This window comes from Streptomyces sp. NBC_00887 (assembly GCF_045207585.1).
Genome location: NZ_CP108788.1, coordinates 4,963,677 through 4,978,289, shown reverse-complemented (window position 1 = coordinate 4,978,289; position 14,613 = coordinate 4,963,677). Strand labels below are relative to the sequence as shown.

16 protein-coding genes are annotated in these 14,613 nt (G+C 71.1%); 5 read left to right on the top strand and 11 right to left on the bottom strand.

The window, feature by feature from the left end; all coding sequences use genetic code 11:
* Positions 1–81: 81 nt before the first annotated feature.
* Positions 82–801, bottom strand: coding sequence for a L,D-transpeptidase (locus OG844_RS22560; RefSeq protein WP_406392628.1), 720 nt, complete (start codon positions 799–801; stop codon positions 82–84).
* An 86-nt stretch (positions 802–887) separates the two neighbouring features.
* Positions 888–2,198 carry an MFS transporter gene (locus tag OG844_RS22555; RefSeq protein ID WP_406392627.1) on the bottom strand — a complete coding sequence of 437 codons (1,311 nt, stop codon included), beginning with the start codon at positions 2,196–2,198 and terminating at the stop codon, positions 888–890.
* A 62-nt stretch (positions 2,199–2,260) separates the two neighbouring features.
* Here OG844_RS22555 and OG844_RS22550 point away from each other — a divergent pair, with 62 nt between their 5' ends.
* Positions 2,261–3,214 (top strand): LysR family transcriptional regulator, encoded by a 954-nt coding sequence (locus OG844_RS22550; protein WP_406392625.1) that lies wholly within the window; start codon positions 2,261–2,263, stop codon positions 3,212–3,214.
* A gap of 27 nt (positions 3,215–3,241) precedes the next feature.
* On the opposite strand, the gene OG844_RS22545 is transcribed toward OG844_RS22550, so the two are convergent.
* Positions 3,242–4,000, bottom strand: coding sequence for an alpha/beta hydrolase (locus tag OG844_RS22545; RefSeq protein ID WP_406392624.1), 759 nt, complete (start codon positions 3,998–4,000; stop codon positions 3,242–3,244).
* A 114-nt stretch (positions 4,001–4,114) separates the two neighbouring features.
* On the opposite strand from OG844_RS22545, the gene OG844_RS22540 reads away from it, so the two are divergent.
* Positions 4,115–5,269 (top strand): adenosine deaminase, encoded by a 1,155-nt coding sequence (locus OG844_RS22540; protein WP_406392622.1) that lies wholly within the window; start codon positions 4,115–4,117, stop codon positions 5,267–5,269.
* Between the two features lie 134 nt (positions 5,270–5,403).
* Positions 5,404–5,712, top strand: a complete 309-nt coding sequence (locus OG844_RS22535) for a hypothetical protein (RefSeq protein ID WP_406392620.1) — start codon at positions 5,404–5,406, stop codon at positions 5,710–5,712.
* Between the two features lie 89 nt (positions 5,713–5,801).
* Here OG844_RS22535 and OG844_RS22530 read toward each other — a convergent pair whose 3' ends face one another.
* The 5 genes from OG844_RS22530 to afsQ1 all read right to left on the bottom strand — a co-directional run bounded on the left by OG844_RS22530 (position 5,802) and on the right by afsQ1 (position 9,620).
* Positions 5,802–6,005 (bottom strand): PspC domain-containing protein, encoded by a 204-nt coding sequence (locus OG844_RS22530; RefSeq protein WP_406392618.1) that lies wholly within the window; start codon positions 6,003–6,005, stop codon positions 5,802–5,804.
* Between the two features lie 90 nt (positions 6,006–6,095).
* On the bottom strand, positions 6,096–6,668 hold the full coding sequence (locus OG844_RS22525; RefSeq protein WP_406392616.1) for a VanZ family protein: 573 nt from the start codon (positions 6,666–6,668) through the stop codon (positions 6,096–6,098).
* Positions 6,669–6,763: 95 nt separating this feature from the next.
* Complete coding sequence (locus OG844_RS22520) at positions 6,764–7,417, bottom strand: hypothetical protein (RefSeq protein WP_406392614.1); 654 nt, start codon at positions 7,415–7,417, stop codon at positions 6,764–6,766.
* Complete coding sequence (locus OG844_RS22515) at positions 7,414–8,946, bottom strand: ATP-binding protein (RefSeq protein ID WP_406392612.1); 1,533 nt, start codon at positions 8,944–8,946, stop codon at positions 7,414–7,416. Before OG844_RS22515 ends, OG844_RS22520 begins: the two co-directional genes overlap by 4 nt.
* The gene (gene afsQ1, locus OG844_RS22510; RefSeq protein ID WP_198959609.1) at positions 8,943–9,620 is read right to left on the bottom strand and encodes a two-component system response regulator AfsQ1; all 678 of its coding nucleotides are present in this window, start codon (positions 9,618–9,620) and stop codon (positions 8,943–8,945) included. The genes OG844_RS22515 and afsQ1 overlap by 4 nt, the downstream gene beginning before the upstream one ends.
* A 203-nt stretch (positions 9,621–9,823) precedes the next feature.
* Between afsQ1 and OG844_RS22505 the strand changes: the two genes are divergently transcribed.
* On the top strand, positions 9,824–10,588 hold the full coding sequence (locus OG844_RS22505; RefSeq protein ID WP_406392611.1) for a SigE family RNA polymerase sigma factor: 765 nt from the start codon (positions 9,824–9,826) through the stop codon (positions 10,586–10,588).
* Between the two features lie 391 nt (positions 10,589–10,979).
* On the opposite strand, the gene OG844_RS22500 is transcribed toward OG844_RS22505, so the two are convergent.
* Entirely contained in the window at positions 10,980–11,702 is a 723-nt protein-coding gene (locus OG844_RS22500) for a uridine kinase (protein ID WP_406392610.1), read from the bottom strand.
* 63 nt (positions 11,703–11,765) lie between these two features.
* Between OG844_RS22500 and OG844_RS22495 the strand changes: the two genes are divergently transcribed.
* The gene (locus tag OG844_RS22495) at positions 11,766–12,182 is read left to right on the top strand and encodes a hypothetical protein (RefSeq protein WP_406392608.1); all 417 of its coding nucleotides are present in this window, start codon (positions 11,766–11,768) and stop codon (positions 12,180–12,182) included.
* A 98-nt stretch (positions 12,183–12,280) separates the two neighbouring features.
* Here the strand turns inward: OG844_RS22495 and OG844_RS22490 are convergent, their stop codons facing one another.
* Together OG844_RS22490 and OG844_RS22485 are read right to left on the bottom strand one after the other, a co-directional pair.
* Complete coding sequence (locus OG844_RS22490) at positions 12,281–13,183, bottom strand: aldehyde dehydrogenase family protein (RefSeq protein ID WP_406392607.1); 903 nt, start codon at positions 13,181–13,183, stop codon at positions 12,281–12,283.
* A complete protein-coding gene (locus tag OG844_RS22485; protein ID WP_406392605.1) occupies positions 13,176–14,612 on the bottom strand; it encodes an aldehyde dehydrogenase family protein in 1,437 nt (478 codons plus the stop codon). The genes OG844_RS22490 and OG844_RS22485 overlap by 8 nt, the downstream gene beginning before the upstream one ends.
* Position 14,613 lies beyond the last annotated feature (1 nt).

Here is a 14,613-nt window from a genome sequence, read left to right as displayed (position 1 = left end):
GTGCTGTGACACCGCTCACTCAGCACCGTGGAAGCTACCGCAGGCCACTGACAATCGGGCGGGAAGCGCGGAAACCGCTGCTCAGGTGCCGGGCTTGCGTCCGTACACGAAGACGTCGTCGCCGTTCTTCAGCAGGTTCCAGTATGACTTCGCGTCCGCCGGGCGCATGTTGACGCAGCCTGCCGAGCCGGGGTTGTTGTACATGGACTTGGTGACCGAGTGGAACGCCTGACCGCCGTCGAAGAACTGCGCGTACGGCATCCGGACGTCGTAGAGCGTCGACCAGTGGTTGATGCTGCGCCAGTAGATCTTCCGCGCGCCGGTCCGCGTCTCCGCGCCGTTGCGGCCCGTCCGCACCGGCACCGGGCCGAACTTCAGCTTGCTGCCGTCCTGGATCCAGGTCAGCTGCCGGGTCAGGTCCACGCACGCGATGCGCCCCTTGTCGGTGGGACACTTCTTCGCGGCGTTGGGGTTCTTCCCGGCCGCCTTCTGGGCGGCGATCGTCTTCATCGTGCGCCAGGTGACCGGACCGGCGTATCCGATGGCCGGGGTGATGCCCTTCGCCACCTGGTACGAACGGATCGCAATGCAGTCGGCCGTCGACTGCCGGCCGTCGGCGGGCAGCCGAAGGTTCCTCTCGACCTCTATCTGGTACGGCCCCTTGGCCGCCGTGCAGGAGGCCGCCTGGGCGGAGGTCCCGGTGCCCAGGACGATGGCCGGTGCGGCCACCAGACCGGCGACGGACAGCGCGACTCCGCGCCGTGTCCCCGCGCCGGTGCGTATCTTCCCCGAGATTGTCATGTACGCCTGCTCCCCTTCGCGCGTCCGCGCCGTGTCTGTCCCTGTTGGACGCGCGTGGGGGAGCGGTGGTTGTGCGTGCGGAGGTCTCAGTTCTGCATTGCTGCCGACGGGACGGCCGGGCGGCGCTCCGCCCGTGCGGCCCGGCTCCCGTACAGCGTGATCGAGACCACGCCGAGGACCGCGAGGAGACCCAGGAAGACCGTGCCCGCCCAGCCCCCGGTGTGGAAGGCGACGGCGCCGAGCGTGCCGCCCGCGCTGGAGCCCAGGTAGTAGGCGGACTGGTACAGCGCCGAGGCCTGGGCGCGGCCCGTCGTCGCCGTACGGCTCACCGACGACGAGGCGACGGCGTGCCCGGCGAAGAAGCCGGCCGTGATCAGGACCAGGCCGAGCAGGACGGCGGCGAGCACGTCTGCCAGGGAGAGCAGCAGACCCGCGGCCGTGGTGGAGACGGCGAGGTAGAGCGCCCCGCGGCGGCCCAGCCGGGCGACCAGGCGGCCGGCCGCGGCGGACGAGAGCGTGCCGACGAGGTAGATCAGGAAGATCGAACCGACGATGCCCTGCGGGAGGTTGAACGGCGCCCCGACGAGCCGGTAGCCGATCACGGTGTAGACCGCGCCGAACACCGTCATGAACAGGGCGCCGATCGCGTACAGCCGGCGCAGGAGCGGGTCGGAGAGGTGTACGCCGACCGTCTTCGCCAGGGCCCTCGGGTTCAGCGAACCGGGGGTGAAGTTACGGGCCTTCGGGATCATGAAGTGGAAGACGACCGCGCAGGCGAGGGCGAGCAGCCCGATCGCGCCGAGCGCGGCGCGCCAGCCCCACAGCTGGGCGACCCATCCGGCGAGGATCCGGCCGCTCATGCCGCCGATGCTGTTGCCCGCCACGAACAGGCCGATCGCGGCCACCAGTGCCTTGGGCCGCACCTCCTCGGCCAGGTACGCCATCGCGGAGGCGGGCAGTCCGGCCAGCGCCGCACCCTGGATCACGCGCAGCGCGATCAGCCAGCCGAGCGACGGGGCGAACGGGACGAGCAACCCGACCAGTACCGCGACCGTCAGCGACGCCGTCATCATCTGGCGCCGCCCGAAGCGCTCCGAGAGGGCGCTCAGCGGCAGCACGCACAGCGCCAGCGCGCCGGTCGCCGCCGAGACCGTCCAGCTCGCCTGGCCGGCCGTGGCGCCGAAGGAGGCGGAGACGGCGGGCAGCAGCGCCTGGGTGGAGTAGAGGAGTGCGAAGGTCGCGACCCCGGCGGCGAACAGCGCGAAGCTCATCCGGCGGTAGCCGGGTCGGCCCGGCTCGAGGCGGTCCGGGTCCGGGGTGGGGACGGCGGCGACGGGCAATGACGGAGCGGAGGCGCCCAGCACGATGGTGGGCGCCCCGGTACTGGCAGGAGGCATACCCCGAACGTAGGGCCCGGCGTTTCATGCGTCCAATGCATGAACTCGTCATAATCGTTCCCATGGTGCATCAACACAGCTCACGGCCTCGGCTGTCACCGAGTAGTTACGAAGAAGACATTCGCTCCGTGCTCGCGCCACGCCTTGCGTACTTCGAGGCGGTGGCCCGCCACGAGCACGTCACCCGGGCCGCGCACGAGCTCGGCGTCCCGCAGTCGACACTGTCGCGGGCCATGGTGAGACTCGAACAGGACCTGGGCGTCGCCCTGTTCGCCCGACGTGGCCGCACCGTCTCGCTCACTCCGGCGGGCCGCACCTTCCTCGGCTCCGCCGAACGCGCCTTGGCCGAGGTGGAGAAGGCCGCCGACTCGGTACGGGCGGACGCCGACCCGACGGCGGGCAAGGTCGCCTTCGGCTTCCTGCACACGATGGGCTCCGAGACCGTGCCCGCCCTGATCCGCGCCTTCCGGGCAGACCACCCCCGGGTCCGCTTCCAGCTCGTCCAGAACTACGGCGAGGCGATGATCGAGCGCCTGCGCGCGGGCGACCTCGACCTCTGCCTCACCTCGCCGGTCCCCGACGCCCCGGATCTCGTGACCCGCCGCCTGGACGAGCAGCGGCTCCGGCTGGTCGTACCCGACGACCACCGGCTGGCGGGCCGCCGCCGCATCCGGCTGGCCGAGGCCGCCGACGAAACGTTCGTCACCCTCGAACCCGGTTACGGCCTGCGGCGGATCACCGACGACCTCTGCGCGGAAGCCGGCTTCACGCCCCGCGTCGCGTTCGAGGGGGAGGAGGCCGAGACGCTGCGCGGCCTGGTCGCGGCAGGGCTCGGGGTGGCCCTGCTCCCGCCGCCCGCGGTCGCCAGGCCGGGCGTGGTCGAACTGACGGTCACGGCCCCGCGCGCGGCCCGTGAGATCGGGGTCGCATGGCTGGACGGCCACCCGGACACGCCACCGGTGGCCGCTTTCAAACACTTCCTGCTGTCGCGCAGGGGGAACCTGCTCCCGGACTGATCGCGGCAACTGCCGCCGCCCAGCCGCTCAGTGGCGCAGCGACTGCCCGAACCCCGCCGCCAGCGGCATCCGCAGCCCCAGCGGAGGCGGCGCGGCGAACGCGTCGGCGACCGGCCGCGCGTACGACCCGGCGAACAGCGAACCGCGGATGAAGTCCGCGGCCAGCGCCACGACTTCGGCCCGGTGCTGCCGCAGGGCGTGCCCGTCCGAGTGGACCTCGAAACGGCAGGTGTCCCGGTTGGTCTTCTTGGTCCGCTCGGCCAGCCGGTAGGAGAGCTCGGGATCCGTCCGCAGGTCGTTCGTGCCGTGCACGATCAGCACCCGCCGCCCCGCCAGGTGCTTCACCGGCTCGGGCTCCGGTGCCTCGGAGCCGGGCAGGCGGGGAGCCATCGCCAGCACGGAGGTGACAGCGGGGTGCCCGCCCGCACGCAGCGCCGCCCGGCCTCCCATCCCGTGCCCGACCAGGCAGACGGGGATGTCGCCGTAGCGGCGAACGACCTCGTCGGCGGCCCATTCCGCGTCCGGTACCGGGTCGCCGTCGGTGTTCCAGCCGCGGCGGCGGTAGTGCACCACGTGCACGGCGAGACCGTCGCCCTGGCCGGCCCGCGCCAGCATCCGGGCGAACGGCAGCTGTATCGCGTACGAAAAGGTGGAGGGGCGGCGCTGTGAGTGCGTCTCGCCGTCCGGGAGCAGCAGGACCACGCCGCTGACCTCAGTTGGTGCTCCGGCCGTGTGGACGGCCCGTCCCAGCCTCGCAGCAGGCAGGGGAAGTGCGCGCTGTGCCATGACAGAACAGTGTCAGAAGGGCAGGTGTATTCCACCCGACATCGCGGTCACTGTTACGCATCGGCAGCCGGCGCCCTACACGCGCTCTACGCGCGTAGGCGCTAGAGTGCCCGAATGACGAGCCAGACCCTGAATGTCCCCGGACCCGACCAGATCCGCCGCGCGCCCAAGGTGCTCCTGCACGACCATCTCGACGGTGGCCTGCGCCCCGGCACCATCGTCGAACTGGCGCTCGCGCAAGGCTATGACGCGCTGCCCGAGACGGAACCCGACAAACTCGGCCTCTGGTTCCGCGAGGCGGCGGACTCCGGTTCGCTGGAGCGCTACCTGGAGACGTTCGCCCACACCTGCGCCGTCATGCAGACCCGCGACGCCCTGGTCCGGGTGGCCGCCGAGTGCGCCGAGGACCTCGCCGAGGACGGCGTCGTCTACGCCGAGGTGCGGTACGCGCCCGAGCAGCACCTCACCGCGGGCCTGACCCTCGAAGAGGTCGTCGAGGCGGTCAACGAGGGCTTCCGGGAGGGCGAGCGCCGGGCCCGTGCGAACGGCCACCGCATCCGCGTCGGCGCCCTTCTGACCGCCATGCGGCACGCCGCCCGCGCCCTGGAGATCGCCGAACTCGCCAACCGCTACCGCGACCTGGGTGTCGTCGGCTTCGACATCGCGGGCGCCGAGGCGGGCTACCCGCCCACCCGGCACCTCGACGCGTTCGAGTACCTCAAGCGCGAGAACAACCACTTCACCATCCACGCGGGCGAGGCCTTCGGGCTGCCGTCGATCTGGCAGGCCCTCCAGTGGTGCGGCGCCGACCGGCTCGGCCACGGCGTCCGCATCATCGACGACATCGAGATCGCCGAGGACGGCAGCGTGACGCTGGGCCGCCTCGCCTCCTACGTACGGGACAAGCGGATCCCGCTGGAGCTCTGCCCGACCTCCAACCTCCAGACCGGTGCCGCGCCCTCGTACGCGGAGCACCCCATCGGGCTGCTGCGGAAGCTGCATTTCCGCGCCACGGTGAATACGGACAACCGGCTGATGAGCGGGACCAGTATGAGCCAGGAATTCGAGCGGCTGACCGAGACATTCGGATACACGCTCGATGACATGCAGTGGTTCACAGTCAATGCGATGAAATCAGCGTTCATTCCTTTCGATGAACGTCTGGCGATGATCAACGACGTCGTCAAGCCCGGATACGCGGAGCTGAAGTCCGAGTGGCTCTTCCGTCAGACGGCTGCGACCAGCGGTTCTTCGTCGGTGGCAGGCTGAGGGAGCCACAAGGGAAACGGCCGGGATCTTCGGATCCCGGCCTTTTTCCGTGTTTTGGCGTGTTTGCGGGAAGGGCGGAGCGATGACTACGTTGCAGAGCCGCTCACATCCCCTTCCCCAAGGATGAAGTTCACATGAAGCAGTCTGCTGTCAGGACCCTCGGTGTCGCCGCTCTCGGTGCCGCTTTCGCTGCCGCCGGTGCTGGTGGCGCCTCCGCGGTCTCCCTGCCCGTCGACGCCGCCGCCGGCGCGCTTCCGGCCGGTGTCGCGCTCGACTCAGTGACTGACGCGCTGCCTGCCGTGCAGGAGGCGGCAAGCGGCTTCCTCAACCAGCAGCGCGGCGGCAGCGAGGTCTCGGCGCCGGGCACCAACCTGCTCGGCGGCATGCCCGCGGGCGGAGTGACGGGTGCCCTGCCGCCCGGCGCCCTGCCGTTCGGCGGCTGACCGCCCCGCACACACGAACGGGGCGCGCACCCGGTCCGGGTGTGCGCCCCATCGTGTTCTGCGTGTTCCGTACCCCGTGGTCCCGCCGGTCACCAGGCCGTCGCGGACGAGGTCTTCTCCGACGGCAGCAGCAGCCACAGCGCCAGGTAGACCAGGAACTGGGGGCCGGGAAGCAGGCACGAGACCAGGAAGATGATCCGCATGGTCCTTGCGGAGGTGCCGAAGCGCCGTGCCAGCGCCGCGCACACTCCACCGATCATGCGTCCGTCACCGGGGCGGACAGGTGCGGCCATGGTGGGCTCCTTCGCGAACCGTTGCGGGGGCGGCTCCGTTGCGCTCCCGGTACCTCCATAGTGGCTCCGCGAAGGGGTGCAAACGTCGTTCTACGGGGCGATGCCGACCCTGGAAATCGTCGGGGTCGACCCCTGAGGAGCCTCGCTCCTGAAGCGGGCCTCGCCCCTGAGACGGGCCAGGTCCCCGGCGCCGGCCCGGTTCCCGCGGCGCAGCCGCGCCCGGGACACCGGAACGACGAGCAGATGGGCGAGCGCGACACCCACGGTGTTCAGCAGCATCGAATCGACATCGACGACCTGCCCCGGAACCCCGGTCTGGCCCAGTTCGATGGCCATGGAGATCAGCGCCCCGGCCGCGACGGTCCGGGCCAGCGAGGCCCACGGGGAGACCAGCAGCCGCCCCCCCGCCATCGGCAGCAGCACGCCCAGCGGAGCCAGCAGCAGCAGCCCCTCACCGATCCGGCGCGCCGCCTCGACGGGGCCGAACGCCAGGTCCGCCCTGATCCCGGCGAACGGCTGCAGATTCGCGGCCGTCACCCAGGGCACGTCCAGCGGGCGCAGCGTCAGCCAGCCGACGAACAGCAGATGCGCGAGGAGGAGGAGGACCCCCGCCGCGCGGAAGCGGATGACGGCGCTGCCGTCCGAACTGTGACGCACGTGCACCAAGACGCCGCGACCGGCAGGATCGGTTCCGCCCGGTTGCAGGCAGCATCTGTGACGAGCGGCACGGGGAGCGGAACCGGGCCCGGACACGGCCCTCAGGGCAGCTCGACCGCACCCAGCGTCGGAACGTTCCCCGGACGGCTCTTCGTCTCCGTCGTGCACAGATAACCCCGTGGGGTGTAGTTCCCCGGCCCGCCGAGGAGCACCGACCCTCTGGAGCTGAGCGACTCGCTCTCCGCGTACGAGCACACCACCTGCGCGAGCGCCTGCGCGGGCAGGTCCTCGGGCTGCTCGCTGAGGCGCAGCGTGCCCTCCGGGTCGCCCTTGCGCGCCGCGGTGACCCGCAGATCCGTCGGCACCTCCGTGGAGAAGCCGGCGCGCTGCTCCTCGGCGGTCGGCACCCGCTGGAGCTCGCCGAGCAGCGACTGGGCCATGCGGACCCGGTCGGAGCTGGACTCGTCGACCTCCACCGTGCGCTCCACCGTCGCCAGCTGCGAGGCGCAGACCAGGTAGACGTGGACCGGGATACTCTCCAGCGGCTGCGCGGTCGCCGCCGCAGCCGAGGTGCGGCACGGCATCCGGGACGGCGCGGCCCCCGCGTCGACCGGCACCAAGGTGCTCCTGATGCCGCACCCGGTGGCCAGTGCCGCACACGCCACGGCGGCCGTGAGCGCGGCGGCGGCCCGGCCGGGGCCCCGCCTGGAGGATCCCGTGCGGGGCGCGTCGTACGCGCGGTCGCTGCGTATCACTTCGCGCTGCCCTTCTCGTTCCGGTCCGGGTCGTCGTCCCCGGGGGCACCGGTCAGCCGCTCCGCGTCGCGCGGCAGCCGGAGCACGAACACCGCGCCGTCGCCGTCCGGCGAGTTCGAGGCCGTGATGTCACCGCCGTGGATGTGCGCGTTCTCCATCGCGATCGACAGACCCAGACCACTGCCCTCGGAACGCGGGCGCGAGGCACTCGCCTTGTAGAAGCGGTCGAACACATGGGGCAGGACGTCCTCGGGGATGCCCGGTCCGTGGTCCCGTACCTCGATGACCAGCTCGTCGTCGTCGGCCCGCACGGCCACGCGTACCGGCGAGCCGCCGTGCTTGAGCGCGTTGCCGATCAGGTTCGCCAGGATCACGTCGAGCCGGCGGGGATCGAGCCGCACCATCATGCCCCGCTCCGCGTCGAGATCGACCGCGTCCAGCCAGGCGCGAGCGTCGATGCAGGCGGTGACCATGTCGGCCACGTCGACCGTGTCCAGGACGAGCCGGGCGGTACCCGCGTCGAAGCGGGTGACCTCCATGAGGTTCTCCACCAGGTCGTTCAGCCGCCGGGTCTCGCTCACCACCAGGTGCACGGCGGGCGCGATCATCGGATCGAGGCTGTCGGCCTCGTCCTCCAGCACCTCGGCGACCGCGGTGATCGCGGTCAGCGGGGTCCGCAGCTCGTGCGACATGTCGGCGACGAACCGGCGGCTCGCCTCCTCCCGCGCGGTCATGTCCGCGACCTTCTTCTCCAGGGAGCTCGCCGTCCTGTTGAACGTGCGGGAGAGATCGGCGAGTTCATCGGTGCCGGAGACCACGAGACGGGTGTCGAGTTTCCCCTCGCCGAGCTTGCGGGCCGCGTCCCCGAGCCGTTGCACGGGGCGCAGCACGGTCGTTGCCGCGCCCTGCGCGAGGAGCGCCGAGCCGACGAGGGCCAGCGCGGTGGCGATGCCCAGGGACCAGGCCAGCGAGTTGAGGTCCTGGCGCTCCTGGTCCAGCGACTTCAGCATGTAGCCCGCGGGACCACCGCCGATGATCTTCGTGCCGGCCACCAGGTACGGCGTGCCGCCGATGCTCGTACGCTGCCAGAACAGGTGGTACTCATGGGTGTTGCTCGACGTCAGCGGCTGCTTCTTGTTCACCTGGCGCTGGAGCGACGCGGGTACGTCGAGCTTGGTGAAGGCGTCGATGTCGGAGGACCCGACGATCGGCTTGCCGTCATGGGAATCGACCAGCAGCACGTGGTAGCCGGGGCCGCTGTTCGCCATCTGCCCGGCGGCGTCCTGCAGATCGCTGCCCGTGGGCTGCAGCGGCAGCGAGGCCGCCCGGTTCTGCATCTGCCGCCGGAAGTCGCCGAGCGCCGTGTCCTGCGTACGCGTCAGGACGGCCTCACGGTTGAGCCAGTACGCGATGCCCGACGCGGACACCGCGGCTGTCAGTGCCACCAGCGCGAACACGACAACGAGCCGCAGCCGCAGGCTGGTCCAGCGAAGACCCGCGAGTATGGAGCGTTTCGCGGAATCACTCACTGAGGCGAGTCCAGCCGGTAGCCCACGCCGCGCACGGTCCGGATCAGGGTCGGCGAGGACGGCACGTCCTCCACCTTCGCGCGCAGCCGCTGCACACAGGCGTCCACGAGCCGCGAGTCACCGAGGTAGTCGTGCTCCCACACCAGCCGCAGCAACTGCTGTCGGGACAGGGCCTGGCCGGGCCTGCGGCTCAGTTCCAGCAGGAGCCGCAGCTCGGTCGGCGTGAGCTGCAGGTCCTCCCCGTTCTTGGTGACGGTCATCGCCGAGCGGTCGATGACGACGCTCCCGAAGGTCGCCGAGTCGGTGGACTCCCGTTCCCCACGCCGCAGCACCGCACGGATACGGGCGTCGAGAACCCGGCCCTGTACGGGTTTCACCACGTAGTCGTCCGCGCCGGACTCCAGCCCCACCACGACGTCGATGTCGTCGCTGCGCGCGGTCAGCAGAATGATCGGCAGCTGGTCGGTCCGCCGGATGCGCCGGCAGACCTCGAAACCGTCGATCCCGGGCAGCATCACGTCCAGCACCACCAGGTCAGGCCGCTGCTCCCTGAGCAGGTCCAGGCCGTCCTCTCCCGTCGCCGCGGTGGCCACACGGTGGCCCTGGCGTGACAACGAGAGTTCGAGGGCCGTGCGGATGGCGTCGTCGTCCTCGATCAGCAACAGGAAAGGCACGGAGGTCATTCTGGCCCATGGTGGTGCCGCAGTTCGACAAACCCCCCTACCGGATCTGTCTCCCCATGCACTCCCGAGGCCCTGGGACGCGGTCAACATGCCCTGTGACAGGCCTGTGACAGTCGGGGGACAGCGCCATGAAACTGCCCCGGCAAGCTCATTGGCACACGGAACGAACGGACTCCACCGACGGGGGGCGCGAGATGAACGCACTGCACAGCACCACCTCAAGCGCAGTTGTCACGCGCCTCCACGACGTCCGGAGCCCGGAGAAGTCCGGCGCCGGGGGAGGGCGGGGGTGCTTCCGCGGCGCCGGGCGTCAGTACTCGTCGTACCTGACGATGGTCGACGCGCCCACGGGGGGAAACGGGGGCCACGGGGGAAACGGGGGAACCGCGTACGGGGAGGTCACGGGGGAGCGGAAGCCGCTGGAGCGGACCGAGGACGCCGAAGCGGCGTTCACGGCCTACGTCCAGGAGCGCCGCGCCTCCCTGTACGCGACCGCCTATCACCTGACCGGCGACCGGTTCGAGGCGGAGGATCTGCTGCAGAGCGCCCTCTTCTCGACGTACCGGGCGTGGGACAGGATCAGTGACAAGGCGGCGGTCGGCGGATACCTCCGCCGCACCATGACCAATCTGCACATCAGCGCCTGGCGCAGGCGCAAGCTCAACGAGTACCCGACCGAGGAGCTGCCGGAGACGGTGGGCGACACGGACGCGATGCGCGGCACGGAGCTGCGGGCGGTGCTCTGGCAGGCCCTCGCACGGCTGCCGGAACTCCAGCGCACGATGCTGGTCCTCCGCTACTACGAGGGCCGCACGGACCCGGAGATCGCGTCCATCCTCGACATCAGTGTCGGCACGGTGAAGTCGAGCATCTGGCGGTCGCTCCGCCGGCTGCGCGAGGACGAGGTCCTCAGCTTCGGCCGTGACGAGGAGGAGTCCTTCGGCGAGCTGGTGGCCTGAGGCGCAGGGGGAACGGAGGAACGGGCCGCGGCTTCGGGGGAAGCCGCGGTACGGGGGGAACGGGCCGCGGCTTCGGGGGAAGCAGCGGTACGGGGGGAACGGGCCGCGGCTTCGGGGGAAGCAGCGGTACGGGGGGAACGGGCCGCGGCTTCGGGGGAAGCAGCGGTACGGGGGGAACGGGCCGCGGCTTCGGGGGAAGCAGCGGTACGGGGGTAGTACGTGGCGGGGTCGGACGGGCCGGGGGGTCCTGTCCGGCCCCGCTGCGTTGTGCGTTGTGCGGTCCGAATCACATCAGTTCGGCGGTCGGCCCGCGCCGGCTCCCGCCGGGGCTCCGCCCCGGACACCGCTCCCCGATCGCCGGAGAAGCTAGAAGCGGACCCTGCTCCCCCGGTCAGGACGCGGGCGGGGCCGGTGAGGCCGCAGCCGCCGTCGTCCGGCGGCAGCGGCCCGCGGCGGCCGCGGCCAGGCGGCCCAGGGCCTCGTCCTTGCCGCACGGGTACGCGCCCAGCGCGGTCTGGCGGGCCACGATGCGCCGCTCGGCCCGCATCAGGCGCCAACCGCGCCGCAGCAGGAACGGAACTGACTTCCGGCCCTCGCGCAGGTCCCGCAGCAGCCGCCGCCGGAACGTCGTCGACGGGCGCCCGCGCAGGCACAGCGCGTCCGCGAGCAGCCCCAGTTCCTGGCAGCGCTCCACGATGTCCGCGGCGAAGATGCCCTCGGCGACGAACAGGGGTGTGCGCTCTATGTCGAGCGCCTCACGGTCGACCCGGGAGCTCGTGGCGATGTCGTACACCGGGACGTCCGTACGCCCGGTGCGGCACAGCTCGGCGATGGCGGCGACCGCCCCGTCCGCGTCCCAGGACCGCCCCGAGTCCCAGTCGATGTCCGTGCTGCCGGTGACCAGAGGCAGCGTCGGGTCGTTGCCCTCCTTGTAGAAGTCGTCCAGCCGCAGCACCGGAAGACCGGTACGGGCGGCGAGGGAGGACTTGCCGGAGCCGGAGGGACCGGCGAGCAGCACGACTCGAGTGGGGATCGGTTGGGAACTCACAGAACAGAAGTGTGAGGCATTGACCCGCGCAGGGGATCCCCGGGAGGTCCTGTTGGTATCGAGCATCACACCTCAACTACTCTGCGTGCACGAATGATTACTCAACCAGCCTCGATCAGGTGGGAAAACATGGCACGTCATGCACTTTCCAAGCCCCGGCGCCGCGCCCTGCTGCGCGCCGGTCTGACCCTTACCGCGCTGGGCGCGGCGCTCGGTGCGGGAGGTGCGGCGGCCCAGGCGGCACCGCTGCCCGCCGCTCCGGCCACCGGCGCGGACAGCACCCTCGGGGCGGTCAGCGACGCCGCCGCGCCCGCGCTGACCAGCGCGCTCGGCTACGGGCTCGCCGGTGCCGTCGTCCCCGTCACCGATCTGCAGCTCGACCCGCTGGCCGGGACGGGAGTGGACCCGCTGGACAATGCCGCGGGCACCCAGGTCGCCGACTTCAAGCCGGTGACCACGGCCTTCGTGACCGACCCGCTGACCAGTGGCGCGGCGCTCGGTGACCTGCCCGGGGTGGGACAGGCGACCGGCCTGATGACCGGCTGACGCGCGCAGGGTGCGCACAGCGCGCACGTACGCACGCGCACAGCACGCAGGGCCGCCCCGGGGAGCGGCCCTGCGTGCGCCCAGAGGGCTATTGAGCGTCAGTACGAGGAGCCGGAGGCTCCCAGGGCGCCCGTCGGGTGCCAGACCGTCTTGGTCTCCAAGAAGGCCGTCAGGCGGCGTGTGCCCGGATCGGCGGTCCAGTCCGTGCCGTCCACAGCCTGTGGACGAAGAACCCGCTTCACGTTGTCGGCCGCCGCGATCTCCAGATCCTTCGCGAGCTCGCTGCCCGCGACGGCACCCGTGAGATCGATCGCGTTGACGTCCTGGTGGGACGCCAGCGGAGCGGCGAGCTCCGCCGTCTTCCCCGACAGGATGTTCACCACACCGCCCGGCAGATCCGAGGTGGCCAGCACCTCGCCCAGCGAGAGTGCGGGCAGCGGGGCGTCGGCCGAGGCGATGACGACCGCCGTGTTACCGGTGGCGATCACCGGGGCGATCACCGAGATCAGGCCCAGGAACGACGACTCCTGCGGGGCCAGGACCGTGACGACACCGGTCGGCTCCGGGGTGGACAGGTTGAAGTACGGCCCCGCGACCGGGTTCGCCCCGCCCACGATCTGGCCGATCTTGTCGGTCCAGCCCGCGTACCAGACCCAGCGGTCGATCGCCGCGTCGACGACGGCCGCCGCCTTGGACTTCGACAGCCCCTCGGCGTCCGCCACCTCCCGTACGAACTGCTCCCGGCGGCCCTCCAGCATCTCCGCGACGCGGTAGAGGACCTGGCCGCGGTTGTACGCGGTCGCTCCCGACCAGCCGCCGAACGCCTTGCGCGCGGCCACGACGGCGTCACGCGCGTCCTTGCGGGAGGACTGCGGGGCGTTCGCCAGCCACCTGCCCTTGGAGTCCGTCACCTCGTACACCCGGCCGCTCTCGGAGCGGGGGAACTTGCCCCCGACGTACAGCTTGTAGGTCTTGAAGACGCTCAGTCGTCCGTCAGACATCGAGGTAGGCCTCCAGACCGTGGCGGCCGCCTTCGCGGCCGAAGCCCGACTCCTTGTATCCGCCGAACGGCGAGGTCGGGTCGAACTTGTTGAACGTGTTGGCCCAGACGACGCCCGCACGGAGCTTGTTCGCCACCGCGAGGATGCGGGAGCCCTTCTCCGTCCAGATGCCCGCCGAGAGGCCGTACTGGCTGTTGTTGGCCTTGGCGACGGCCTCGTCCGGCGTACGGAAGGAGAGCACCGAAAGCACCGGACCGAAGATCTCGTCGCGGGCCACCCGGTGCGCCTGCGTGACGCCGGTGAACAGGGTCGGCGCGAACCAGTAGCCGGAGGACGGCAGTTCGCACGGGGCGGACCAGCGCTCGGCGCCCTCTGCCTCGCCCGTCTCGACGAGCGCGGTGATCCGGGAGAGCTGCTCCTCGGAGTTGATCGCGCCGATGTCGGTGTTCTTGTCCAGCGGGTCGCCGAGGCGGAGCGTGGACAGACGGCGCTTGAGGGAGTGCAGCACCTCGTCCTGGACGGACTCCTGGACGAGGAGCCGCGAGCCCGCGCAGCAGACCTGGCCCTGGTTGAAGAAGATCCCGTTGACGATGCCCTCGACGGCCTGGTCGACGGGCGCGTCGTCGAAGACGATGTTGGCGCCCTTGCCGCCCAGTTCCAGCGTGGCCTTCTTGCCCGTGCCGGCGATCTGGCGGGCGATGGCCTTGCCGACCGCGGTCGAACCCGTGAAGGCGACCTTGTTGACGTCGGGGTGCTCGACGAGGGCCGAGCCCGCGTCCCCGTACCCCGTCAGGATGTTGACGACACCCTTGGGGAGGCCCGCCTGGCGGCAGATGTCGGCGAAGAAGAGCGCGGAGAGCGGGGTCGTCTCCGCGGGCTTCAGCACGACCGTGTTGCCGGTGGCGAGCGCCGGGGCGATCTTCCACGCGAGCATCAGGAGCGGGAAGTTCCACGGGATGATCTGTCCGGCCACACCGAGCGGGCGCGGGTCGGCCCCGTAGCCGGCGTGGTCGAGCTTGTCGGCCCAGCCCGCGTAGTAGAAGAAGTGCGCGGCGACCAGCGGGAGGTCCGCGTCGCGGGTCTCCTTGATCGGCTTGCCGTTGTCCAGGGTCTCCAGGACGGCCAGTTCGCGGGAGCGCTCCTGGATGATCCTGGCGATCCGGAACAGGTACTTGGCGCGCTCGGAGCCGGGCAGTGCCGACCACTTCTCGAACGCCCTGCGGGCGGCCTTCACGGCCCGGTCCACGTCCTCGGCGCCGGCCCGGGCGACCTCGGAGAGCACCTCCTCGGACGACGGGCTGACCGTCTTGAAGACCTTGCCGTCGGCGGCCTCGGTGAACTCGCCGTCGATGAAGAGGCCGTACGAGGGGGCGATGTCGACGACGGAGCGGGACTCCGGAGCCGGTGCGTATGCGAATGCAGTTGCCATG

Excerpts from the sequence above, each read along its gene's own strand:
- OG844_RS22490 (WP_406392607.1), bottom strand. The coding sequence starts at position 13,183 with ATGTCTGACGGACGACTGAGCGTCTTCAAGACCTACAAGCTGTACGTC.
- OG844_RS22550 (WP_406392625.1), top strand. The coding sequence starts at position 2,261 with ATGGTGCATCAACACAGCTCACGGCCTCGGCTGTCACCGAGTAGTTAC.
- OG844_RS22485 (WP_406392605.1), bottom strand. The coding sequence starts at position 14,612 with ATGGCAACTGCATTCGCATACGCACCGGCTCCGGAGTCCCGCTCCGTC.
- OG844_RS22530 (WP_406392618.1), bottom strand. The coding sequence starts at position 6,005 with ATGGCCGCACCTGTCCGCCCCGGTGACGGACGCATGATCGGTGGAGTG.
- OG844_RS22495 (WP_406392608.1), top strand. The coding sequence starts at position 11,766 with ATGGCACGTCATGCACTTTCCAAGCCCCGGCGCCGCGCCCTGCTGCGC.
- OG844_RS22500 (WP_406392610.1), bottom strand. The coding sequence starts at position 11,702 with ATGCTCGATACCAACAGGACCTCCCGGGGATCCCCTGCGCGGGTCAAT.
- OG844_RS22545 (WP_406392624.1), bottom strand. The coding sequence starts at position 4,000 with ATGGCACAGCGCGCACTTCCCCTGCCTGCTGCGAGGCTGGGACGGGCC.
- OG844_RS22505 (WP_406392611.1), top strand. The coding sequence starts at position 9,824 with ATGAACGCACTGCACAGCACCACCTCAAGCGCAGTTGTCACGCGCCTC.
- OG844_RS22540 (WP_406392622.1), top strand. The coding sequence starts at position 4,115 with ATGACGAGCCAGACCCTGAATGTCCCCGGACCCGACCAGATCCGCCGC.
- OG844_RS22555 (WP_406392627.1), bottom strand. The coding sequence starts at position 2,198 with ATGCCTCCTGCCAGTACCGGGGCGCCCACCATCGTGCTGGGCGCCTCC.
- OG844_RS22535 (WP_406392620.1), top strand. The coding sequence starts at position 5,404 with ATGAAGCAGTCTGCTGTCAGGACCCTCGGTGTCGCCGCTCTCGGTGCC.
- OG844_RS22560 (WP_406392628.1), bottom strand. The coding sequence starts at position 801 with ATGACAATCTCGGGGAAGATACGCACCGGCGCGGGGACACGGCGCGGA.